Annotated in this window: 25 protein-coding genes and 1 tRNA gene; 5 read left to right on the forward strand and 21 right to left on the reverse strand. The window is 66.5% G+C overall.

The genetic code is table 11. The features are described from left to right. The 4 genes from AB4Z10_RS02525 to AB4Z10_RS02540 form a co-directional block, all read right to left on the reverse strand. Positions 1-981 carry an NAD(P)H-dependent flavin oxidoreductase gene (locus tag AB4Z10_RS02525; protein ID WP_441468777.1) on the reverse strand — a complete coding sequence of 327 codons (981 nt, stop codon included), beginning with the start codon at positions 979-981 and terminating at the stop codon, positions 1-3. A 16-nt stretch (positions 982-997) separates the two neighbouring features. Beyond that, entirely contained in the window at positions 998-1870 is an 873-nt protein-coding gene (locus AB4Z10_RS02530; RefSeq protein ID WP_441468778.1) for a branched-chain amino acid aminotransferase, read from the reverse strand. A gap of 126 nt (positions 1871-1996) precedes the next feature. Next, positions 1997-2314, reverse strand: coding sequence for an AzlD family protein (locus tag AB4Z10_RS02535; RefSeq protein WP_441468779.1), 318 nt, complete (start codon positions 2312-2314; stop codon positions 1997-1999). After that, positions 2301-2960 carry an AzlC family ABC transporter permease gene (locus AB4Z10_RS02540; protein ID WP_441468780.1) on the reverse strand — a complete coding sequence of 220 codons (660 nt, stop codon included), beginning with the start codon at positions 2958-2960 and terminating at the stop codon, positions 2301-2303. The genes AB4Z10_RS02535 and AB4Z10_RS02540 overlap by 14 nt, the downstream gene beginning before the upstream one ends. A gap of 183 nt (positions 2961-3143) precedes the next feature. Between AB4Z10_RS02540 and AB4Z10_RS02545 the strand changes: the two genes are divergently transcribed. Further along, positions 3144-3758: a 4'-phosphopantetheinyl transferase family protein gene (locus tag AB4Z10_RS02545; RefSeq protein ID WP_441468781.1), complete on the forward strand. Its 615-nt coding sequence runs from the start codon at positions 3144-3146 to the stop codon at positions 3756-3758. A gap of 3 nt (positions 3759-3761) precedes the next feature. Here AB4Z10_RS02545 and AB4Z10_RS02550 read toward each other — a convergent pair whose 3' ends face one another. The 7 genes from AB4Z10_RS02550 to pheS all read right to left on the reverse strand — a co-directional run bounded on the left by AB4Z10_RS02550 (position 3762) and on the right by pheS (position 12236). Next, positions 3762-4502: a TerC family protein gene (locus tag AB4Z10_RS02550; protein WP_441468782.1), complete on the reverse strand. Its 741-nt coding sequence runs from the start codon at positions 4500-4502 to the stop codon at positions 3762-3764. Positions 4503-4523: 21 nt separating this feature from the next. After that, the gene (locus AB4Z10_RS02555; protein ID WP_441468783.1) at positions 4524-5228 is read right to left on the reverse strand and encodes a TerC family protein; all 705 of its coding nucleotides are present in this window, start codon (positions 5226-5228) and stop codon (positions 4524-4526) included. An 87-nt stretch (positions 5229-5315) separates the two neighbouring features. Next, entirely contained in the window at positions 5316-6392 is a 1077-nt protein-coding gene (locus AB4Z10_RS02560) for a tartrate dehydrogenase (RefSeq protein ID WP_441468784.1), read from the reverse strand. Beyond that, positions 6389-7300: an alpha/beta fold hydrolase gene (locus AB4Z10_RS02565; RefSeq protein WP_441468785.1), complete on the reverse strand. Its 912-nt coding sequence runs from the start codon at positions 7298-7300 to the stop codon at positions 6389-6391. Before AB4Z10_RS02565 ends, AB4Z10_RS02560 begins: the two co-directional genes overlap by 4 nt. 193 nt (positions 7301-7493) lie before the next feature. Next, complete coding sequence (gene pheT, locus AB4Z10_RS02570; RefSeq protein ID WP_441468786.1) at positions 7494-9917, reverse strand: phenylalanine--tRNA ligase subunit beta; 2424 nt, start codon at positions 9915-9917, stop codon at positions 7494-7496. Positions 9918-9943: 26 nt separating this feature from the next. After that, positions 9944-11125, reverse strand: coding sequence for a ceramide glucosyltransferase (locus AB4Z10_RS02575; RefSeq protein ID WP_441468787.1), 1182 nt, complete (start codon positions 11123-11125; stop codon positions 9944-9946). A 28-nt stretch (positions 11126-11153) separates the two neighbouring features. After that, complete coding sequence (gene pheS / locus AB4Z10_RS02580) at positions 11154-12236, reverse strand: phenylalanine--tRNA ligase subunit alpha (protein ID WP_441468788.1); 1083 nt, start codon at positions 12234-12236, stop codon at positions 11154-11156. 113 nt (positions 12237-12349) lie between these two features. On the opposite strand from pheS, the gene AB4Z10_RS02585 reads away from it, so the two are divergent. After that, positions 12350-13126: an LOG family protein gene (locus tag AB4Z10_RS02585; protein WP_441468973.1), complete on the forward strand. Its 777-nt coding sequence runs from the start codon at positions 12350-12352 to the stop codon at positions 13124-13126. Between the two features lie 134 nt (positions 13127-13260). Here AB4Z10_RS02585 and rplT read toward each other — a convergent pair whose 3' ends face one another. After that, positions 13261-13635, reverse strand: coding sequence for a 50S ribosomal protein L20 (gene rplT / locus AB4Z10_RS02590; protein ID WP_441468789.1), 375 nt, complete (start codon positions 13633-13635; stop codon positions 13261-13263). Positions 13636-13663: 28 nt separating this feature from the next. Next, positions 13664-13864 (reverse strand): 50S ribosomal protein L35, encoded by a 201-nt coding sequence (gene rpmI / locus AB4Z10_RS02595; protein WP_377846399.1) that lies wholly within the window; start codon positions 13862-13864, stop codon positions 13664-13666. Between the two features lie 271 nt (positions 13865-14135). On the opposite strand from rpmI, the gene AB4Z10_RS02600 reads away from it, so the two are divergent. Further along, a complete protein-coding gene (locus AB4Z10_RS02600; RefSeq protein ID WP_441468790.1) occupies positions 14136-15161 on the forward strand; it encodes an amino acid ABC transporter substrate-binding protein in 1026 nt (341 codons plus the stop codon). Positions 15162-15185: 24 nt separating this feature from the next. On the opposite strand, the gene AB4Z10_RS02605 is transcribed toward AB4Z10_RS02600, so the two are convergent. Continuing rightward, a complete protein-coding gene (locus AB4Z10_RS02605) occupies positions 15186-16394 on the reverse strand; it encodes an MFS transporter (RefSeq protein WP_441468791.1) in 1209 nt (402 codons plus the stop codon). Between the two features lie 102 nt (positions 16395-16496). Here AB4Z10_RS02605 and AB4Z10_RS02610 point away from each other — a divergent pair, with 102 nt between their 5' ends. Beyond that, the gene (locus tag AB4Z10_RS02610) at positions 16497-17084 is read left to right on the forward strand and encodes a TetR/AcrR family transcriptional regulator (RefSeq protein ID WP_441468792.1); all 588 of its coding nucleotides are present in this window, start codon (positions 16497-16499) and stop codon (positions 17082-17084) included. Between the two features lie 124 nt (positions 17085-17208). Here the strand turns inward: AB4Z10_RS02610 and infC are convergent, their stop codons facing one another. Then, the gene (gene infC / locus AB4Z10_RS02615) at positions 17209-17751 is read right to left on the reverse strand and encodes a translation initiation factor IF-3 (RefSeq protein ID WP_441468974.1); all 543 of its coding nucleotides are present in this window, start codon (positions 17749-17751) and stop codon (positions 17209-17211) included. A 117-nt stretch (positions 17752-17868) separates the two neighbouring features. Continuing rightward, the gene (locus AB4Z10_RS02620) at positions 17869-19086 is read right to left on the reverse strand and encodes a glycosyltransferase family 4 protein (protein WP_441468793.1); all 1218 of its coding nucleotides are present in this window, start codon (positions 19084-19086) and stop codon (positions 17869-17871) included. 107 nt (positions 19087-19193) lie between these two features. Here AB4Z10_RS02620 and AB4Z10_RS02625 point away from each other — a divergent pair, with 107 nt between their 5' ends. After that, entirely contained in the window at positions 19194-19970 is a 777-nt protein-coding gene (locus AB4Z10_RS02625) for an alpha/beta hydrolase (RefSeq protein WP_441468794.1), read from the forward strand. A gap of 22 nt (positions 19971-19992) precedes the next feature. On the opposite strand, the gene AB4Z10_RS02630 is transcribed toward AB4Z10_RS02625, so the two are convergent. The 5 genes from AB4Z10_RS02630 to AB4Z10_RS02650 form a co-directional block, all read right to left on the reverse strand. Next, positions 19993-20259 carry a BQ00720 family protein gene (locus AB4Z10_RS02630; protein ID WP_441468795.1) on the reverse strand — a complete coding sequence of 89 codons (267 nt, stop codon included), beginning with the start codon at positions 20257-20259 and terminating at the stop codon, positions 19993-19995. A gap of 110 nt (positions 20260-20369) precedes the next feature. Continuing rightward, positions 20370-20798 (reverse strand): Hsp20 family protein, encoded by a 429-nt coding sequence (locus AB4Z10_RS02635; RefSeq protein ID WP_441468796.1) that lies wholly within the window; start codon positions 20796-20798, stop codon positions 20370-20372. A 185-nt stretch (positions 20799-20983) separates the two neighbouring features. Beyond that, positions 20984-21060, reverse strand: a tRNA-His gene (locus AB4Z10_RS02640). A gap of 151 nt (positions 21061-21211) precedes the next feature. Then, the gene (locus tag AB4Z10_RS02645; RefSeq protein WP_441468797.1) at positions 21212-22129 is read right to left on the reverse strand and encodes a phasin family protein; all 918 of its coding nucleotides are present in this window, start codon (positions 22127-22129) and stop codon (positions 21212-21214) included. A gap of 93 nt (positions 22130-22222) precedes the next feature. Next, a complete protein-coding gene (locus AB4Z10_RS02650; RefSeq protein WP_441468798.1) occupies positions 22223-22618 on the reverse strand; it encodes a phasin in 396 nt (131 codons plus the stop codon). Positions 22619-22785 lie beyond the last annotated feature (167 nt).

Genomic DNA, 22785 nt, shown 5'->3' on the forward strand with positions numbered 1-22785 from the left:
TCAGACGAGAAAGCGGCTGGCGCGGCCGAACAGCGTCGCGGCCTCCGCCACCATGCGCTCGACGATCTCACCCGCGCCGGGAATGTCGGAGATCAGCCCCGCCGCTTCACCGAAAATGACAGCCGCCCTGTCGGGATCGCCGGCCATGAAGGCCTCGCGATAGACGGGCGCCTCCGTCTCGATGGCGGCCTTCAGCTCTGTATCGCGCCCGGCCCATCTGGCGATGAAGGCGTTGTCCGAGACGCGGATATCGAAGGGCTTCGGCCAATCGAGCCGGCGTGCGATGTCGGGCAATGAGGAGCGCACGGTCTCGTCACCGGTCGCGGCCACAGCGGCTGCATGGTGGCGTTCGTGGACCACCGCCTCCCGGCTTGCCCAGAAGCGCGTACCGACCAGCACGCCATCGGCGCCGAGCATCAGCGCGGCAGCGAGGCCGCGGCCGTCCGCGATCCCGCCCGCGGCGAGCAGAAGCGTATCGGAGCTTTCGCGGGCGATGAGATCAGCCGCTTCCGGCACGAAGGGCAGCGTCGCGCGGCTGGCGCCATGTCCGCCGGCCTCGGCACCCTGCGCGACGATGATCGCGGCGCCGGCCTGCAGCGCCTGCCGGACATGATCGAGCGATTGGCATTGGCAGATCAGCGGCACACCCGCCGCCGCGATCTCGATCGCAAAGGGGCGTGGGTCGCCGAAGGAGAGCATCAGCGCCGCGGGCTTGTGAGCCAGCGCCTGCGTCAGCAGCTCCGGCTTCCGCGCCATCGACCAGGTGATGAAGCCGCAGCCGACCTGCGTATTGCCGGCTGCGGAGAATTGCTGCTCCATCCAGGCACCGTCGCCATAGCCGCCGCCGATGAGGCCGAGGCCTCCGGCGTTGCTCACCGCAGCTGCCAACGCCCCGCCGCCGGCCAGCGCCATCGGCGCCGACAGGAGGGGATGGGCGATGCCGAGCCGCTCGGTGAGCCGCGTCGCGAGGCGCGCCGTCACGAGGCGAGCCGCCGCCTCAGGCGGCCTTGGCCTTGCTGTGGGCGAAGTCCATGTAGAGCTCGCGGGCGCGGCGGAAGAGCGGGCCGGGCTGGAGCGTGCGGTTGTCGATGCGTGTCACCGGCATGCACTTCGAATAGTTGCCCGACATGAAGATCTCGTCGGCCTGCTCGAAATCCTCGTAGCGCAGGCTGCACTCCTCGACCGGCACGCCGCTCTCACGCATCAGCTTGATCACGCGCTGGCGGGTGATGCCGTTCAGGAAGGTGCCGTTCGGCACGGGGGTCTTCACCACGCCGTCCTTGGCGAGGAAGATGTTCGAGGTCGCGGTCTCCGCGACATGGCCGAGCATATCGAGCACCAGCGCGTTGTCGAAGCCGGCGGCCTTCGCCGCCTTCAGCACCCGGGCGTTGTTGGGGTAGAGGCACCCCGCCTTGGAGTCGGTCGGCGCGGTCTCGTAGCTGGGGCGGCGATAGATGCCCTTGGTCACCGAGAAGCCGGCGGTCGGCTGCGGCATCGCTGCCTCGAACAGGCAGAGCGCGAACTGGGTCGACTCCGGATCGGGCATGATGGTGGACGGGCCATCGGCCTCGGCCCAATACATCGGCTTGACGTAGAGCGCGGTGCCGGGAGCGAATTTCTTGGCGCCCTCGTACATCTTCTCGACGATGAAGTCCGGCGTGACCGTGGGGTTCAGGCCGAGCGCCAGCGCCGAGCGGTTCACGCGGGCGGCGTGCAGGTCGATGTCGGGCGCGACGCCGTCGAAATAGCGACCGCCGTCGAAGACCGAGGAGCTCTGCCACAGCACATGGCTACGCGGACCGACGAGGCCGGGGTTGCCCTCATGCCAGGCGCCATCGAACCAGGTCCACGTCTGAGAATACCATGCCATGACGGCGCTCCATTTTAGCCGGTTTTGCTGTGACGCACCGTCCTCCCACCGCCCTTCGTCGTCAACATGTGCCGGTGCATATCGGGATGACGTGATGTGATGGAAGCAATCGGCGGGAGTGATGGATCAGAAGCCGAACGCGCGCAGGGCGGAGATCGCGGCCATGCCGGTCAGCAGCGCCAGCAACTCGCTGCGTCGCAGGATCATGGTGCCGATCGCGACCAGCAGGGCGACGGCGGCGCCCGCCCCCAGCCGCTCGATCAGAGGCAGCACGGTCGCGACCACGATCGAGCCGGGCAGTGCGGCCAGCCCGCGCCGGACATGCGGCGTCAGCGGGATGAAGCTCATCAACGCGACGCCGGCGATGCGGCAGAGATAGGTCGCGATCGCCATCGCGCCGATGGCGAGGACGGCGCCCCAACTTCCCGGATCAGGCAGCGTCATCGCGGAACGCTCCCGTGACGGCGCCGGCGAGCGAACCGACGATGATGAAGGCATAGCCGTCGACGAGCTTGGCCGTGACCAGTGCCACGAGGCCGGCGACGACCCAGGGCACCATGCCGCGCCGGCCGCGCCAGAGGGGCACGATCATCGCTGCGAAGAAGATCGGCATCACGAGATCGATGCCATAACGGCGCGGATCGCTCACCAACGCGCCGAGCATGTAGCCGCCGCCCGTCGCCACGACCCAGACCAGCCAGAGCGCGAGCCCAGCCCCGACGAGTACGCCGAGGTCGCGCCCGCCCTCGGCCTGGTAGCGCGTGCCGATCAGCCAGTTCGCGTCGGTGAAGAAGAAGAGGTTAAAGGCATTGAGCGTCTTGGGGTACTTCGCGAACCAGGGCTGGAGGGAAGCACCCTGCAGCACCATGCGCGCGTTGACCGTCGCCGTGACGACGGCCACGCCGACGATGGCGCCCCAGCTCCATTCGGGGCGCCAGAGTTCCAGCGACACAAGCTGCGCGACCCCGGCATAGACGAAGGCGCTCATCGACAAGGTCTCGATCAGGGAGAGCCCCTTCGCCGCCGCCGCCGCTCCAAAGGCAACGGCAAAGACCACGATGCCCGGCATCAGCACGGAAACCTTGCGCACGCCCAGCCTCATGCCGGCGCCGGTGATCGGCGCCTCTGGGGCTGTCCGCTCTGTGTTCTGATCTGGAAGCATCGTCTTCCAGAAGGAGAAACGCCCGGCGCCCGTCAACGCGCATCACAGCCACAGCCGCATGAATGGCGCGCAGAGCGCGACAGCATGCGGCAGCACCGGTAGAGTCCGGCCATGCTCTGGCTCGATTCCGCCGACAGCGCGGCCCCTGCCCTCCCGGCCGTCTGGCTGATCCCGACGGGTGCAAGCCCGCGCAACCTCGCGGAGCGCTCCGAGCTGAGGCGTAGCGTGGCGCGGCGCCTGCTGGCGCGGCAGCTCGGCTGCGCGCGAGAGGATGTCGTCATGGCGCATGACCCGGCCGGGCGACCGCTGCTCGTCCGGCCCGAGGCGCCGGGGCTTCAGCTTTCGCTCGCGACGCGGGCCGGAATCGTCGCCGTCGGCATGGCAGCACGACCCATCGGCGTCGATGTGGAGCGCATCGAGACGGAGGGCACCGCCCCTCTCGACCTGCTGCATCCGGACGAACGCGGGTTCCTCGACACGGCGGCCAGCGCCCTTCGCCCGCTCCTCTTCGCGCGAATCTGGGCGGCGAAGGAGGCCTATGTGAAGGCGCTTGGCGTCGGCTTCCGACGAGCGCCGGAGAGCTTTGCGGTATCGCTCCTGTCGGAGAGCGCCTTTCGCGTAACCGACCCATCGCTCCGGGCCGAAGCGGGCGGGCATCTGCGCATCATGAAAAACGGCGGCCAGGAAATCCTGGCCGCCGCGGCGATCGTTCTGGGTGAAGGCTAACGTTCAGCCGGGCTGGTCGACCGGCTTGCGCTTCAGCGCGTAGGCGACGGCGCAGACGAAGAGCGCGCCGATGACTGCCGCCGCATAGTGCGGCAGGTTTGCCGGGCCGATGCCGATCGGGCTGACATCCGTCGGAACCGGCTTGACCCAATCCGGCCAGTTCACTTGCAGCCACTGCAGCACGGCAATGTCGCCAAGGATCATCTCGGCAGCGATCCAGCCGAGGAGCGCAGCACCGAGCCAGATCAGGATCGGGAAGCGCTCGATGATCGAGGTGAGCAGTTGCGCGCCCATGATGATCAGCGGGATCGAGAGCAGCAGACCGAAGATGAAGAGCTCGGCATGCCCGCGTGACGCCGCCGCAATGGCGATGACGTTGTCGAGGCTCATCACGGCGTCCGCGATGGCGATGGTGCGCACGGCCTTCCAGAGGCTTTCACTCGCCTCGATATTGCCGTGGGATTCTTCCTCTCCGACCGCGAGCTTGATCGCGATCCAGAACAGCAGGATGCCGCCAATCACCTTCAGATAGGGCACGCCGAGCAGATAGGTCACGACCAGCGCGAAGATGATGCGCAGGCCGACGGCCGCGCCGGCGCCGAGCCAGATGCCGATCTTCCTGCGGTTCTCCGGCAACGAACGGCAGGCGAGAGCGATCACGACCGCGTTGTCGCCGGAGAGCAGCAGGTCGATCCAGATGATCTGCAGCAACGATATCCAGAAGGTGGAGGAGGAAAAATCCATCACTCGGTCTGCCCCTTTTCTTCAGTGAGCCGGATCGGGCCGGCGCGATTTGATGAAGTAGCCGAGACCGACCACGAGCAGAGCGCCCAGGATCGCGGCCGGATATTCGAGCTTGTGCAGCAGTTCCGCGCCGAACCGGTCGACCAGCCACGGATCGCTTTCGAACATCTCGCCCGCGACCCAGCCCAGCAGCGCCGCCCCGGCCCAGACGAGGATCGGGAAGCGGCTCAGGAGATTGGTGATAAGCGAGGCGCCAAGCACGATCAGCGGGATCGAGATCATCAGGCCGGCGACCAGCAACGGGATCGAATCTTTGGCGACGGCAGCGATGGCCAGCACGTTGTCGAGGCTCATGACGATGTCGGCGATGGCGACCGTCTGCACGGCCTTCCAGAGCTTGCTGCTGGCGGCGACGGAGTTCTCGTCCTGCCCCTCGTCCTCGACGATCAGCTTCACCGCGATCCAGATCAGCAGCGCGGCGCCGACGATGCGCAGGAAGGGCGCATTGAGCAGCGAGGCGATCAGCACCGTGAAGACCACGCGCAGCACGACGGCGACGCCGGCGCCGAGCGCGATGCCCTTGGTGCGCTGTGCCGGCGCCAGCGCGCGGCAGGCGAGCGCGATCACGACCGCATTGTCGCCCGAGAGCACGATGTTGAGGGCGATGATCTCTGCAAGCTTGCCCCACATCCGGGGGTCGACGATGGAAATCGACGAAATATCCATGAGCTCAAATCCGTTCTCAGCCACATGACCCCGGTCGAAGCGGCCGGGGCTCGTCTTGTTGCAACCTGACGTCCCTGTTCGTGCCGATCAGAGAGCCTGTTCGACCGCCTTGCCCGCCGCTTCCGTTCCGAGCGAGCCACCGAGATCGCGGGTACGCGTGCGGGCATCGCCCAGCGCCCGCTCGACAGCCGCCTCGATGCCCTTGGCAGCCTCGTGCTCGCCGAGATGATCGAGCATCATGGCGCCGGACCAGATCATGCCGACCGGATTGGCTATGCCTTGGCCTGCGATATCCGGCGCCGAGCCGTGAACCGGCTCGAACAGCGAGGGATGATCGCCCGTCGGGTTGATATTGCCGGAAGGCGCGATGCCGATCGTGCCGGTGCAGGCCGGGCCGAGGTCCGAGAGGATGTCGCCGAAGAGATTGGAGGCGACGACAACGTCGAAACGGTCCGGATTCAGCACGAAATGCGCGGTCAGGATGTCGATATGATACTGGTCGACCGCCACATCCGGGAACTTCTTCGCCATCTCCTTCACCCGCTCGTCCCAATAGGGCATGGTGATCGAGATGCCGTTGGACTTGGTAGCCGAGGTCAGCTTCTTGCGCGGCCGGCGCTGCGCCAGTTCGAAGGCGTATTTCAGCACGCGGTCGACGCCGACGCGGCTCATCACCGTCTCCTGGATGACGATCTCGCGCTCGGTGCCGGCATACATGCGCCCGCCCACCGAGGAATACTCACCCTCGGTGTTCTCGCGCACGACGAAGAAGTCGATGTCGCCCGGCTTGCGGTTGGCCAGCGGGCCGGGAACGCCCGGCATCAGCCGCACGGGGCGCAGGTTGACGTATTGATCGAACTCGCGCCGGAACAGCAGCAGCGAGCCCCAGAGCGAGATGTGGTCGGGCACCTGTTGGGGCATGCCGACCGCGCCGAAATAGATCGCGTCGTGCCCGCCGATCTTCTCCTTCCAGTCGTCCGGCAGCATCTTGCCGTTCTTCGCGTAGTAATCGCAGGAAGAGAAATCGAACTCGTCGAGACGCAGTTCGAACCCGAACTTCTTGGAAGCGGCCTCCAGCACGCGCAGTCCCTCGGGCATGACTTCCTTGCCGATGCCGTCGCCGGGGATGACGGCGATACGATAGACGCGATTGGTCCCGCTCATGATGTTGCTCCGAAGAAGGCGTTGAATTCCGCGGCAACGAGGTCGGGGACCTCTTCCGCGAGGTAGTGCCCGCCCGGGAGGGCGTGGCCGCGCACATCCTGTGCACGCTCACGCCACAAGGCCAGAGGGTCGAAGCACTTGCCGATAATGCCGTTGGCGCCCCAGAGCGCGAGCAGGGGCTGCGTCAGCTTGCGGCCGCCATCTTCGTCGTCATGGCGGATGTCGATGGTCGCTGCGGCGCGGTAATCCTCGCAAGAGCCGTGAATCGTCGCCGGGTCGGCGAAGCAGCGCAGGTAGTGAGCGAGCGCCTCCGGCGCAAAGGGCGTCATCCCGGCCGAACCCGAGCCACATTTCTTGCGCCAGTAAGCCTCCGGGTCGGCTCCGATCATCCGCTCCGGAAAGGGGGCGGGCTGGATCAGAAAGAACCAGTGCCAATAGGCGCGGGCGAAGGCGTCCGTCGTGTGGGCGTACATCTCGCGCGTCGGCGCGATGTCGAGCGTCGCGAGGCGGATGACACGCTCGGCATGGTCGAGCGCGAGGCGATGCGTGACCCGCGCCCCGCGATCATGGGCGCCGACGAAGAAGCTGTGATGGCCGAGCGCGGTCATCACCTCCGCCATGTCCTGCGCCATGGCGCGCTTGGAATAAGGCGCGTGCTCGGCGTCGGTCGCCGGCTTCTCGCTGTCGCCATAGCCACGCAGGTCGGCGCAGACCAGCGTGAAGCGGTCCTTCAGCCGCTCGGCCACCTTGTGCCAGAGCGCATGGGTCTGCGGATAGCCGTGCAGCAGCAGGAGCGGCGGCCCGTCTCCGCCCGTGCGCACGCGGATGCGCGCGCCCGACGTCTCGACGTCGAGCAGACGAAAACCGGGAAACAGATTGTCCGCAACGGGACGTTCGGTGAGTGTCATCAGATCGCGGCGATGCAAGAATGCGCCAGCCGATACCCTGAAAGCTCAGGGATTTCTTCTGCGGATTATTACATAATCCTGATCAATGGTGGCCGCGGCCGTCATTCCCGGGCGGAGCGAAGCGCAGACTCGAGAATCCCGATCAGGAGATGCTCGGGTCAAGCCCGAGCATGACGCAGGCGTGGTGCCGCTCTCAGCCGCGCAGAGTTGCGCCGTAGCGCTTGCCCATCTCTGCGACGATCTTCGAGCCGACGGCCTCGATCTCGGCCTCGGTCAGGGTCTTCTCGGTCGGCTGCAGCGTCACGGCGAGCGCGACCGACTTCTTGTCGGCCTCGACACCCGGCCCCTCATAGAGATCGAAGACGCCGACATTCGCGATCAGGACACGGTCCGCGCCCTGCGCCGTCCTGGCCATGTCACCGGCCGCCACTGCCTTGTCGACGATGAATGCGAAGTCGCGCGTCACCGGCTGGAAATCGGAGAGGGCGAGCTTCGGCTTGACCTTGGTCGGCTTGGACTTGGGCAGCGGCAGCGCATCGAGATGGATCTCGAAGGCGACCAGCGGCCCCTTGACGTCGAGTGCCTTGAGGATGCGAGGATGGACCTCGCCGAAAGCACCGACGATGCCCTTCGGGCCGAACTGCAGCGTGGCCGAGCGACCGGGATGGGCCCAGCCAGGGCCGCCCGGAACGATCTGCAAGCCGCCGGTCGGGACGCCGAGGCCGGAGAGCAGGCCGAGCACATCGGCCTTGGCGTCGAAGACGTCGACATTCTTGGCGCCGCCGTCCCAATGACGGCCAACGCCGTCGAGGCGGGCGGTGCCGCGACGCAAGCCGGTCGCGGCGATGAGCTGGCCCTCCGGCTCGTCGCTCTTGAAGACCTGACCGACCTCGAACAGAGCGACGTCGGGGAGACCGCGGTCGGCATTGGCCTGCGCCGCCCGGATCAGGCCCGGCAGCAGAGACGGGCGCATGTCGGAGAGATCGGCGGCGATCGGGTTGGCGAGCGCGAGCTTGGGCGAGCCGCCACCGAAGAGCTTGGCCTGGTCATGCGAGATGAAGGACCAGGTCACGGCTTCGACGAGGCCACGCGCCGCCAGGGTGCGCTTGGCGATGCGCGTGCGCTTCTGGAGCACGGTGAGGACCGGCTTGACGACCTCGCCCTTGATGCGCGGCAGCGGCGTCGAGGCGACACGGTCGAGACCAGCGATCCGGACGATCTCCTCGACGAGATCGGCCTTGCCGCCGACATCGGCACGCCAGGACGGGGGGGCAACCTTCACGCGGTCGCCCGCGCCCGAGACGTCGAAGCCGAGCGAAGTCAGCGCCGCCTGCATCTCGTCCTGCGGCAGGTCGAGCCCGGTCAGGCGCTTGACCTCAGACCAGGGGAAATCGATCGTGGCCGGGCTGCCAGGCAATTCGCCGACGAACTCCATCTCGGAGGCCTCGCCACCGCAGAGCTCGATGACCATCGCCGTGGCGAGATCGAGGCCCGGACGGGCGAAGTCGGGGTCAACACCGCGCTCGAAGCGATAGCGCGCATCCGAGTTGATACCGAGTGCGCGGCCAGAACGGGCAATGTTGAGCGGGTCCCAGAGGGCGCTCTCGATCAGCACGTCGGTCGTCGTTTCGCTGCTACCCGAAGCCTCGCCACCCATGATGCCGGCGAGCGACTCGACGCCGTGCTCGTCGGCGATCACGACCTGCTCGTCGGTGAGCGTATAGGTCTTGCCGTCGAGGGCGAGGATGGTCTCGCCTGCCCTGGCGCGGCGGACGGTGAGATTGCCCGTCACCTTGGCCGCATCGAAGACGTGGAGCGGCCGGTTGCGGTCGAGCGTCATGAAATTGGTGATGTCGACCAGCGCGTTGATGGGGCGCAGGCCCACTGCGCGCAGCCGCGCCTGCAGCCAATCCGGCGACGGGCCGTTCTTCACGCCCCTCACGAGACGCAGCGCGAAGGCCGGGCAGAGCTTGCGGTCCTCGTCAGTGAAGTCGAGCGTGACCTTGACCGGGCATGGGAAGGAGCCGCGCACCGGCTGGATCGGCTGCGATTTGAGCTTGCCGATGCCGGCGGCCGCCAGGTCGCGAGCGATACCGGCGACGCCCAGCGCATCGGCGCGGTTCGGTGTCACGGCGATCTCGATCACGGCGTCGTCGAGCCCGGCATAGGTCGCATAGGGCTGGCCGACCGGCGCGTCAGCGGGCAATTCGATGATGCCGTCATGGTCGTCCGAGAGCTCGAGCTCGGCTTCCGAGACCAGCATGCCGTTCGATTCGATGCCGCGGATCACGCCCTTGCCCAGCGTGACCTTCTTGCCGGGGATGTAGCTGCCCGGCGGCGAGAACACGCCCTTCATGCCGGTGCGGGCGTTCGGCGCACCGCAGACGACCTGGACGGGCTCACCGGCACCGGTGTCGACCATGCAGACGCGCAGGCGATCCGCGTTCGGGTGCTGCTTCGCCTCGATGACATAGGCGATGGTAAAGGCCGACAGCGCGGCGGCGCGATCCTCGATCGCCTCGACCTCGAGGCCGATACGGGTGAGGGTTTCGGCGATCTGGGCGACGGAGGCGTCGGTGTCGAGGTGCTCTTTGAGCCAGGAAATCGTGAATTTCATCGCGCTATCGGGTCAGTATCTTCGGATCAGTCGGAAATCTTCGCGTTCGCCGCCGAAAGCCTCGGGGCCGTATCGTTGAGCTCGTTGGTGCCGTCAGCGCGGATCTTCATCGCGTTGCCGCGCCAGCTCACCTCGCCACCGACGAAGGCATAGGCCCAGACGCCGGGGAAGGAGATATCGCGCACGAGCATAGCGATGGGCGCGCGCCAGTTCAGGAACCAGCCGACGCTCGCAGACAGAATGATGTCGCCGGCATACCAGAGCAGCAGCACCAGCAGCGGCGGCGCCCAGAAGGGCAGGCCAACAGCCGAGGCACCAAAAGCCGCCAGCACGGCCGCCAGGAACGGTGTGGAGAGGATCTCCAGCATGAAGAACGGCAGGAAGGTGACACGCCTAAGCCGCGCCCAGCGGAATTGACGCTGCACCGCATCCGCCAGACGGCGCGGCCCCAACGGCTGCTCGAAGGGCTGGCCGACGAGATGGACATGCCTGCCGGCCCCGCGCACGAGCTTGGTGGCGGCGGCATCCTCCGCGATCTCCTGCCCGAGCGCGGCAATCCCGCCATTCGCATCCAGGAAAGGCTTGTTCCAGAGCATCGACTTGCCCTGCGCGAAGCCGAGCCCCAGCGCCTCGCCGACATATTGCCAACGCGCCTGGAAGGCATTGAGGAAGGCGCATTCAACCTCGGCGCCGAAGCTCTGCGGCCGCGAGCCGGCCGGCGTCGAGCAGACCAGGCCGGTATCAGGCTGCCAGGCTGCGAGCATGCGCTGGATATAGTTCTTCGGCATCAGCACGTTGGAATCGGCGAGGATGACCCAATCGGTCGTCGCCTCTTCCCAGCCCCGGACGCAGTTGTTGAGCTTGGGATTGGCGCTGACGGCGACGTCGCCGACGATGAGCCGGACTTTCTCCGTGCCATGGGTTCCGATCAGCTCCTCGATCAGCGGGATGATCGGGTCGTGGGCATCGGCGACGCAGAAGATCGTGCTGTAGCGGGGATAATCGAGCTCAAGGCCCGAGACCGCGGTCTCGCGGCTGAAAGCCTCGATGCCGCGCACCGGTCTGATGATCGTGACCGGCGGCAATCTGTCGAGCAGGGCGGAGCGCTGCATGGGCCGGCGCAGCCGCCAGAGCGCGATGGCCTGGCTGACCAGGTTCATCGCAACCAGCAGCACGGCGATCGCCGCCGCCCAGCCCGCAGGCGTCATCGCGCCCTCCCCTGCCCGGTCCGTGCCGTCATGAGGAGAGGCCACCCGTCAGCGTTGGCAGGTCGAGCGGGCGGAAGCCGTAATGGGCGAGCCAGCGTACATCCGCCTCGAAGAAGGGGCGCAGGTCCGGCATGCCGTATTTGAGCATGGCGATGCGGTCGATGCCCATGCCCCAGGCGAAGCCCTGATAGACCTCCGGGTCGAGCCCGCAATTGCGCAGCACGTTCGGGTGAACCATGCCGCAGCCGAGGATCTCCAGCCAGTCGTCACCCTCGCCGAAGCGGATCTCCCCGCCCTTGCGCGAACACTGGATGTCGACCTCCATCGAGGGTTCGGTGAAGGGGAAGAAGGACGGGCGGAAGCGCATCTTCACGTCGTCGATCTCGAAGAACGACTTGCAGAACTCTTCGAGGATCCACTTCAGATGACCGAGATGGGCCGACTTGTCGATGACGAGCCCTTCGACCTGATGGAACATCGGCGTGTGGGTCTGGTCGGAGTCGTTGCGATAGGTCCGGCCCGGGCAGATCACGCGGATCGGCGGCTGCTGCGCCAGCATGGTGCGGACCTGCACCGGCGAGGTGTGGGTGCGCAGCAGCTTGCGCTCGCCGTTCGCGTCCGGCGCGAAGAAGAAGGTGTCGTGCATCTCGCGGGCGGGATGGCCGACCGGGAAGTTCAGCTTGGTGAAGTTGAGATCGTCGGTCTCGACATCCGGCCCTTCGGCGATGGCAAAGCCCATGTCGCCGAAGATGGCGGTGATCTCGTCGATGACCTGGCTGATCGGATGGATGCGGCCGCGCGCCTCCGGGCCGTCCTGAACCGGCAGCGACACGTCGACGCGCTCGGAAGCGAGTCTGGCTTCGAGAGCAGCCTCGCCCAGCGCCTCCTTGCGGGCGGCGATCGCTCCCTGCACGCGATCGCGCAGGCCGTTGATCTGCGGGCCCTTTTCCTTGCGCTCATCGGCCGTCATCGCGCCCAGCGTCTTCAGCAGCGCCGAGATCGAGCCGGACTTGCCGAGGGCGGCGATGCGCACATCCTCGACGGCGGCTTCATCGGCGGCAGAAGCGATCGCGGCGAGGACGTCGCGTTCCAGGGTGGCGATATCGATCATGAACAGGTCGCAAGCGTTTGAAGGCGTGGGAACGGGCGCGTTCTAGCGGGAACGGCCGGCTTATGCCAGAGCGAAGCGACGCTTTGCCGAACAACCCGGCGCAGCCGATGCCGATGCAGGAGGATGCCTTGCCCGACAACACCCATCAGAAGGAATCGCCGTCCTACCGGCTCGCCGCGCTCGACCCGGACTTCATCCTCGGTGATTCGACCCGCGGCGTGCGCTTCATGCTGGAATACCAGAAGGCCGAGGACCATCTGCGGGCGCGCGGCGTCGTCTCGACCATCGTCGTCTTCGGCTCGGCGCGCGTGCGCGAGGGCAATCCCTGGTACGAGGCGGCAAGGCAATTCGGCCGCATCGCCTCCGAGCGCGGCGGCGCGCTGCTGGACGGCGAGGCCGGACGCCATCACGTCATCGCCACGGGCGGCGGGCCCGGCATCATGGAAGCGGCCAATCGCGGGGCCACCGAAGCCGGTGCGATCTCGATCGGCTTCAACATCACTCTGCCGCACGAGCAGGAGCCGAATGCCTGGTCGACGCCCGACCTGACCTTCCTCTTCCATTATTTCGCGATGCGTAAGATGCATCTGGCGATGCGTGCCGCGGCGCTCGTCGTCTTCCCCGGCGGCTTCGGTACACTCGACGAGTTGTTCGAAATCATGACGCTGGTCCAGACCGGCAAGATGGGGCCGGTGCCGATCGTGCTCTACGATTCCGGCTACTGGAAGGGCCTGCTCAACCTCGACCGGATGGAAGCGGCCGGCTTCATCCGCCCGGCGGATCTGAAGCTGTTCGCTTATGCCGATACGCCGGAAGAGGCCTATGACCGGATCGTCGCGGGCGCCGGCGACGGCTGGAACCCGCCGGGCAACGGCAGCGTGCAGACGTGATGYGGCCTGCGCCTCTTTCGACTAGAGATTCTCGGGTCCGCGCTGGCGCCGCCCGAGAATGACGGGGGAAGGCGGCCCAAAGAAAAAGGCCGGCGTCACCGCCGGCCTTTCCCAATTCAGCAATATCAAACCGCTCAGGCGGCCTGGGCCTGCGCGCCGAGCGCCCCCTTGACCGTCTCGACCACGGCGGCGAAAGAAGCCGCATCGTCGATGGCCATCGCGGACAGGGTCTTGCGGTCGAGCTCGATGCCGGCCTTGATCAGGCCGCCGATGAAGACCGAATAGGTCAGGCCGTGCTCACGCACCGCAGCGTTGAGACGCTGGATCCAGAGAGCGCGGAACGAGCGCTTCTTGTTCTTGCGGTCGCGATAGGCGTACTGCATCGACCGATCGACGGCCGCCTTGGCGGCGCGGATCGTGTTCTTGCGGCGGCCATAGAAGCCCTTGGCGGCCTTCAGTGTCTTCTTGTGCTTGGCGTGGGACGTTACGCCCCGTTTCACGCGAGCCATGTCATGATCTCCGGAATGTCAGGGGGCGTCAGCCGTTGGGGAGGAAGAACTTCTTCACGTTGGCCGCATCGCCCTCGAACAGGACGGTGGTGCCGCGGTGATTGCGGAGCTGCTTGTTGGTCCGCTTGATCATCCCGTGACGCTTGCCGGCCTGGGCGTACATCACCTTGCCGGTTCCGGTGATCTTGAACCGCTTCTTCGCGGCCGATTTAGTCTTGATCTTGGGCATTTCAGCTCCTCAATGGTCGCGGCGCCGCGCTTTTTTGAACGCGTTGCCAATGTCTTGCTTTCAGGAAGCAAAGCACGACCGCCACGGCAGCCCTTATCAGCCGGGCGATCGAAGGCCGGCCCTATCGCAGAAAAGTGCCGTTCTGGCAAGTGCGAAGCCGGCAATGCCATGTGAGGCTGCCCGTAAAAGCAGCAGCAATCCACGCGCTTCCTTCAGACGCCTGTCACAACGTAAGGTCAACAGGCGCGTTCCGCATCTGGAGAATCCCCCCGTGAAGAAGCTTCTGCTCAGCCTCGCCGCAGGCCTCGCCCTGACGGCTGCCGCCTCGGCCCCAGCGCTTGCCCAGTCGACCCTCGATAAGATCAAGGCACGCGGCAACATCATCTGCGGCACCAGCGAAGGCGTGCCCGGCTTCTCCCTGCAAGACAAGAACGGCATCTGGCGGGGCTTCGACACCGATGTCTGCCGGGCGCTGGCCGCCGCGATCTTCAACGACCCGGACAAGGCGAGCTATCTCTCGCTGTCCAGCAAGAACCGCCTCGTCGCGCTGCAGTCCGGCGAGATCGACGTGCTCGCCCGCACCACAACCTGGTCGCTCGGCCGCGACATCGGCCAGGGCGTCACCTTCACCGCCATCAACTATTATGACGGCCAGGGCTTCATCGTCCGCAAGAAGCTCGGCGTGAACACGGTGAAGGACCTCAACGGCGCTTCGGTCTGCGTCGCGCAGGGCACGACCACCGAGCTCAACCTCGCCGATTACGGCCGCACCAACGGCATCAAGTTCGAGACCGTCGCCTTCGCAACGCTGGAGGATACGGTGCAGGCCTATGAGGCCGGCCGCTGCGACGCCTACACCACCGATCTCTCGGCGCTGGCCGGCACGCGCGGCAGGCTGAAGAATCCCGACGAGCACATGCTGCTGCAGGAGGTCATCTCCAAGGAGCCCCTCGGCCCCTGGGTCCGCAAGAACGATCCGGCCTGGTTCGATCTCGTGCGCTGGACCGTGATCGCGACAATCAATGCCGAGGAGCTCGGCGTGACCCAGGCCAATGTCGAAGAGCTGGCGAAGACCTCGCAGAACCCGGAAGTCCGCCGCATGCTCGGCGCCGAAGGCAAGTTCGGCGAAGGTCTCGGCCTGACCAACGACTGGGTGGTGCGCATCATCAAGGCCGTCGGCAATTACGGCGAGAGCTTCGAGCGCCATTTCGGTCCGAAGACCAGCAACCCGCTGCCGCGCGGCGTCAACAAGCTGTGGACGCAGGGCGGCCTGCAATATGGCCCGCCGATCCGCTGACGCGCCGAAATGCGGGCCGGCCGATCAGGCCGGCTCGCAAACCACCGTCTCCTTCCGCTCGCCCAGCAGCCGGCTGTAGCCGAGGAGCGTGACGATCAGCGCTACGGCGCCGGCCGCGACCGAGATCCAGAAGCCGCTGCGCGCCCCGAAAGCATCGATCAGAGCGCCGGCGGCAGAGGCGCCGAAGGCCATGCCGATGCCGATGCCGGTGATGCCCCAGGTCATGCCCTCGGTTAGCTGGCGCGGCGGCACCAGCCGCTCGATCAGCCCCATGGCGATGATGATCGTTGGCGAGACGGCCGCGCCAGCCATGAAGAAGACCAGCGCCAGCGAAGCCAGGCCGGTCACTGCCAGCAACGGCAGCGTCGTGGCCGCCGCGAGCGCGATCGCGGCGACGAACTGCGTCGCGAGCGAGGCCCTCAACCGCAGCGTGCCGAAGACGAGACCGACGATCAGGGAGCCCGCGGCATAGGTGGCGAGGACGACGCTCGCCATCGCCTTCTGGCCCTGCGCCTCGGCGAAGGCGACAGCGGTGATCTCGGCGGTGCCGAAGATCGCGCCGACGGCAATCATCGCCAGCACGACGACCTGCACCCCGCCGAGCCGGATGACGGACGCATCCATTCCCGCCGAGCGGGCTCGGACAGGCGGTTCGGTGCGGCGCTGGGCGCAGAGCAGCGGCACGCCGACCACCAGGAATATCATGGCGGCAAGCGGCCCCGCCTCGGGGAACAGGGCGACACTCAGCCCGATCGCCACGATCGGCCCGACAATAAAGATGACCTCGTCGACCACCGATTCGAAGGCGAAGGCCGTGCGCAGCTGCGGCGTGTCGCGGTAGAATTCCGTCCAGCGCGCCCGCACCATCGCGCCGATGCTCGGCATCAAGCCGGCGAGCAGCGCGAAGAGGAAGAGCAGCCAGCTCGGCGCGCCCGCCCAGGTCGAGATCATGAGGCCGCTCAGCGCCAGGGCCCCTGCCCCGGCGGCCGGCATCAGCACCCGGCGCTGGCCATAGCGATCGACGAGACGCGAGACCTGCGGCGTGATCAGCGCGCTGGCCAGCGCGAACACGGCGGCGACAGCGCCGGCAAGGGCGTATTCGCCGCGTCGCTCCGACAGCATGGTGACGATACCGAGGCCGACCATCGAGGCCGGCAGACGTGCGACGAAGCCAGCGGCGGAAAAAGCGAGCGCGCCGGGCACCCGGAAGATCTCGCGGTAAGTGTTAGGCATGGCTTGTCCCGAAGGAAGCGGACATATGCCGCGTATACGGATGGATAATTGCATACGCCGCGTATGTCAATTAACATACGGGACGTATGTGAAAGGGATGTGATGGCCCGCAGACTTCGCGCCGACATGATCGCGGAAACCCGCGCCAGCCTGATCGCCGCCGCGCGCGAGGCATTCGGCTCGGTCGGCTATGCGGCTGCATCGATGGACGACCTCACCGCGGCAGCGGGCCTCACCCGCGGCGCGCTCTACCATCATTTCGGCGACAAGAAGGGCCTCTTCGCCGCGGTGCTCGACCAGATCGACGCGGAGATGACGGTCAGGCTGCGCGCCGTCTCGGCCAAGGCGGAGGATCGCTGGACCGGCTTCCGCGACGAATGCGCCGCCTATCTCGCCATGGCGCTGGAACCGGAGATCCAGCGCATCGTCCTGCGCGACGGGCCGGCCGTGCTCGGCGATCCCTGGAACTGGCCGATCCAGAACGATTGCATCCACATGATGACCAGAGGACTGGGCGAGCTCGTCGCGGACGGCGTGCTGGCGCCGCTCGATCCGGAGGCCGTGGCGCGGCTGATCGTCGGCGCGACCCAGCATGCGGCGCAATGGATCGCGCATGCTCCGGAACCCGAAGCCGCCCTTCAGGCCGCGACCGACGCCTTCGACGCGATGCTCGGCGGACTTCTGCGCTAGTTCTTTACCTTAGTCTTCACGCGAACCGGCACACACTTCGCTCGAGAGTGCTCCGACCGGCATGAAAAAGGGCGCCGGAGGCGCCCCATTTCTCGACCCGAACGAGATCGTGAGATCGTTCGCGTTAGCGCGGTGCGAGCACCATCACCATCTGGCGGCCTTCGAGCTGCCAGTCGCTTTCGACCTTGGCGATCTCGACGAGATCGGCCTTGACGCGCTCGAGCACCTTCACGCCGAGGTCCTGATGCGCCATCTCGCGGCCGCGGAAGCGCAGGGTGACCTTCACCTTGTCGCCTTCCTCGAAGAAGCCCTGCATGGCCTTCATCTTCACGTCGTAATCGTGCTTGTCGATGCCGGGCCGGAGCTTGATCTCCTTGATTTCGATGGTGCGCTGCTTCTTGCGCGCCTCGGAAGCCTTCTTCTGCTCGAGAAAGCGGAAGCGGCCGTAATCCAGGATCTTGCAGACGGGCGGAACGGAGTTCGGGGCGATCTCGACCAGATCGAGACCGGCATCCTCGGCGATCTTCAGCGCCTCGAAGAACGACACTACGCCACGGTTGGCGCCGGTATCGTCAATGAGCTGTACCTCGCGAACTCCGCGGATATCACGGTTCGAGCGGGGACCTTCCTTGGTCGGGGCCGGGGCAGCACGGTAAGGGCGACGAATGGGGTATTCTCCTGTATTTGGCGCAGTTCGCGCCGTTGATTCAGACACATTGCATAATGATGCGCGTTGTCAATGCATGACGCCGCTGCGGCAGGCATTCGCCCGCGCCTTGACACCTCAGCGTTCCAGCAGCGCGCAGTAGACGTCGAGGGTCTCGGTGACCATCGCTTCCAGCGAAAAGTGCTTCTCCACATGCTCGCGCGCTCTCCTCGCCAGCGCATCGCGCGCGGAAGGCCGCAGCGACAACGCCTCGGCGAGACCGGCCGCCAAAGCGGTCGCGTCGCCCGGCGGGACGCGCCAGCCGGTGCGCTCGCCGGGAGTGACCTGCGGCGGGGCGAGCACCGTTTCGGGCACGGCGCCGAGATCGGAGACCACGACGGGCGCGCCCATCGCCTGCGCCTCCACCGCGACGCGGCCGAAGGCTTCGGGCTCGGTCGAGGGTACGGCAACGACCGCGGCCGAGAGCATCGCCGCCGGCATATCCGTGCAGTGGCCGACGCGCCGGACACGGCCTTCCAGCCCCGCCTTGGCAATAAGCCCGTCGAGTTCCTTCACATAGCCGTCGCGCCCTTGGGCGTCGCCGGCGAGGATGAAGGCGGTATCGGTATCACCACCGTCCCGCATCAGGCGTGCAGCCTCGATCAGGACGCGCTGGCCCTTCCAGCCGGTCAGTCGGCCAGGCAGCAGAACGATGCGCTGATGCGGCTCGACGCCCCAGGCCTTGCGCAACGCCTGGATCCGCTCCGCCCCGACGGCTGCCGGTGCAAAAGCCGAGAAATTGGTGCCGCGGTTGACCACCCTGATCCGGTCCCGCGCCATCGGATGCTTCGCGAGAATCAGCTCGGCCGTGTAGCCGGAATTGGCGATGACGACATCACCGCGCGCCATCACCGAATTGTAGAGCGTCTTCACCGCCGAGCGGCTGTTGTAGGATCCATGATAGGTGGTGACGAAGGGCAGCTTCAGCAGCCGAGCCGCGCCGAGCGCGACCCAGGCCGGCGCGCGCGAGCGGGCATGGATCAATTCCACCCCCTCCTGCCGGCAGAGCAGCACGAGCTTGCGGATGTTGAGCGCCATCGCGACCGGGTTCTTCGACGCCGCCGGGAAAGGCAGCCAAACCCCGCCCTTGGCCTGAAGCTCGGCGACGAGGCGCCCGCCCTCGGTCGCGACCAGCGCACGGGCGCCCGCATCGGTCAGGCCCTTGGCGATGTCGACCGCAGTCCGCTCGGCACCGCCCGCCTCGAGTTCCGGAATGATCTGCAGGATCGTCCGCCCCGCCAGCGGATGCGTTTCGGTAGAAGGCAGCGAAAGATGGGCACCCGGTTTGAAGGACATGCTCTCTTGGTCTGGACTTTCATTCGTTGGGGCGAATATGCCCCTATCGGAGAGCCGCCGCAGCCTTTAATCGCCGCGGCCGCGCGATTCGTCACAGGAGATTTGCCTTGGAGCGCCAGCCGCCGCAATGGCTCAAGGTCGGAGATGGGCCCGCCGGACGCCGCCTCGCCTATCTGATCCAGGACGGCACGGGAACCCCCGTGGTCTGGCTCGGCGGCTTCCGCTCCGACATGCGCGCGACCAAGGCCGAAGCGCTTGCAGAGTGGGCGCGAGACGCGGGGCGAACCTATCTGCGCTTTGACTATGGCGGGCATGGCGAGAGCGAAGGCGACTTCGCCAGCTTCACCCTGTCGGACTGGCTGGCGGACGCGCTTGCGGTCATCCAGACCCAATGCCGGCAGAGTCCGATCCTCGTGGGATCCTCGATGGGCGGCTGGATCGCGCTGCTCGCTGCGCGCCGCCTGTTCGGCACGCCGCTGCAGCCGGCCGGCCTCGTGCTGATCGCGCCCGCCGTCGATTTCTCCGAGGAGCTGATGTGGGCGCAGATGCCCGATGCCATCCGCCGGACGATTCTCGAAGAGGGCGTCTGGCAGCGCCCCTCCGAATATTCACCCGATCCGACTCCGATCACCCGCGCCCTGATCGAGGACGGGCGCCAGCATCTGATGTTCGGCGGCGAGATCAAGGCCGGCTGCCCCGTCCACATCCTGCAGGGCATGCGCGATCCCGACGTGCCCTGGCGCCAGGCGCTGAAGCTCGTCGAACATCTCAGCGGCGATCCAGTCGTCCTGACGCTGATCAAGGACGGCGATCATCGCCTGTCCACGCCCGAGGATATTGTGAGGCTGCAATCAGCGGTCGCCGGGATGGCGACCGCGCCCTGAGCGGCTGGAAGCCTGGTCAGCGTCAGTGGACGCTGACCATCTTCAGATCATGCTCCCAGGCATTGGCCGTGGCGGCCTCGCGCGAATCCGTGACGAGGATCGGCGCGCCGTCGGCCGAGAGCAGAGTGAAGAGCTGCAAGCCGGACTCGATCTTCGGAGCCTGCGGAAAGATCCGCATCAACTCGTCAGAGGTCATCGGCTTGACGTAAGCGACCTCGCCGGTGCCGAGCGCGGCGAATTCCGCAGGGGTCAGCGGGTCGGCCTGGATAAGGATTCTGTCCTGTTTCATCGCGCCCTCCTTCAGAGCAGTGCGAATGCGGTTCTGATACTGCGCCTTCAATTATGAACAGATGCGAAAACCGCGGCCGCATCCTTCGAAGCTGGACGGTGACCCGTCCTCTACTTTCGGCTCATGATATCGATACGCCGGATGAGCCGTTCCGGTTCCGGCCTGACGAGATCAATCGCAAGCAAGCCGTTCGACAGATCGGCGCCGAGAACCTGCATGCCGTCGGCCAGCAGGAAGCTCCGCTGGAACTGACGGGCGGCGATGCCGCGGTGCAGGAATTGCCGATTCTTGTCGTCGCCCTGGCGGCCCCGGATCGTCAGCTGGTTCTCCTCCAGCGTGATCTCGAGCTGCTCGCGCGAGAAGCCCGCCACAGCCAGCGTGATGCGCAGACAATCGGGCTCGTCCTCCGTTCGGGGCAGCCGCTCGATATTGTAGGGCGGGTAACCCTCGCTCGCGCCCTTGGCCACGCGATCGAGCGCACGCTCGATATCGTCGAAGCCGAGCAGGAACGGGTGTGACAGGCTAGGCGTACGCGTCATCTCTTCCAGGCCCTCGAAAGGCGCCTCACAAACATCGGGACCCGCCGCCGGCAGCATCCCGCGGGCGAAAGGCGAACCCTTTCGCTTGCGCAGGATATGGCGAAGCCATGGCCGCGCTTCAAGAGGACCGCGGATTCGGCCGCAGCCGACCGCGCCGCATGACGATGAGGGAAAAACTTGAAGGATGGTACAGCCACCCCGGCTTGAACGGGGGACCTCTAGATCCACAATCTAGCGCTCTAACCAACTGAGCTATGGCTGCCCGTACCCGGGGCGTGGAACCCGGCCGCCGCAGCGGGGATCACCAGCGGCGCGGACCCTAGAGCCGGCGTGCCGCTTTTGCAACCGCGGAATTCGATTTCCACCGCAGGAATTTCGGCGCACCCACAAGCGCGCCGATCCTGTCCCCGCACCTAGTCCTTGCGCAGCGCCGTATTGGCGACGCGCGCGAGCTCCTTCAGGTGCTCCGCATAGGATTCGTAGCTGCGGCGAACCGCCTTGGCCTGAAGCGTGATGGCCTCCGAGGCGCTGTTGCTGCGCGCCAGCTTCTGCGCATCCTGCAACGTCGCCTCAAGCTCGGCGCAGGCATGGTCGAGCATGTGGGCCTGCAGAGCGCCGAAGGCCCGCGCCATCGTCAGCGCCTGGCTCATGATGGTCGAAGACGCGACGGTTGCAGCCTCGGGCGGACGCGGCAGCGAATCGAGCGAAACCGGCTGGATCAGCTTGGCTGCCACGGGCGCGGAGACCGGATCGGCCGGCTTGACGACCGGAGTAGACGGCGCGGCTTCGGCCGACCGTGCGGGTTCCCGAGCCGGCTTCAACGCGGCCGGCGCGGCGTTGACGCGCGGGGCGGTCTCTTGCGAGGCAGCCTTCGGAGCAACGGAAGCTTTGGCTACTGCGGTCTTCAGCGGCGCCCCAAGGGCCGTGGCTGGAATTTTGGACGCAACGATCTTCGCGGGCGGCTGTTGGGCAGGAGCCGCCTTCACCACAGCCGGGGATGCCGGCGCCATATCGGCCGGATTCGGCTTGGCCGCAGCAACCGTATCGTTCCGCACCGGCGCCGGAATGGCGGATGAAACCGGCTTTTCGGTCACCAACGGCTTCTGGGCAACCGGAGGAGCGGCTGCGGTCGGCAAAGCAGGCTTCGCAGCGGTCTCGGCGGCGAAAGTGACTTGAGGGGGCACCGCAGGGCTGGCCGCGGGGCGGGCCTCGGCACTCGTCGACGGCGGCGTTGCAGCTTGCGGCTCGGCGGATACGGACGGCAGCGCCCTCACCGGAGGCAGGCTGACCGGGACCTTGGACTTCGTCCTGGTGGGAGCAGGCTTGACCATGACGGCTCTCCTTCAGCGGCAAACAGCGGAGACCGGGCGCAAGGCCCGGCCCGATAGGACGATGCCGGCGCGTCGCGCGCCGGCAGTGAGGTTTCAGCGGCCCTTCGTGGCCTTGCTGACGGTCTCGGCAGCCTTGGCCGCAGCTTCCTGCGCGGCAGCGCCGACATCCTTGAGCTGGTCCTGGAGCGCCGCCATCTGCGACTTAAGGAACTCCGACTGATGCTGCATGACCTCGGTGAGATCCTTGGACTTCACCAGCTTCTGGGCGAAGTCGAAGGCGGCGGCGACATTGTTCTCTGCATAGGCGATGGCCTTGCGGGTCGCATCATGGGTGTTGGCGCGGGCGCTCTCGGCGGAGCCATGGGCGCTGTCCACAGCCTTCTGAGCCGCGCCAATGAAACCGTCGAAGGCCTTGCGAGCCTGCTCGACACTACGCTCGGCGAATTCGCGCATCTCGGTCGGCACTTCATAAGGCAGTTTGCCGTTCATGGGATCCTCCTGTCGTCCTACAGCCAATCCTACGTCATTGTGCACTGCAATATCATTGTTGCACCGCAATGACAACAACGTGACAGTTGCGACACCGCGCATGTTAACGCTGTTTCGAGGAGAAGCGGGAGAGCGATCTTTGGTTCCATGGATTCGCCGCCGTTTGG

Origin of the sequence: Allobosea sp. RAF48, from assembly GCF_052114025.1 — a bacterium.
Lineage (GTDB): Bacteria > Pseudomonadota > Alphaproteobacteria > Rhizobiales > Beijerinckiaceae > Allobosea.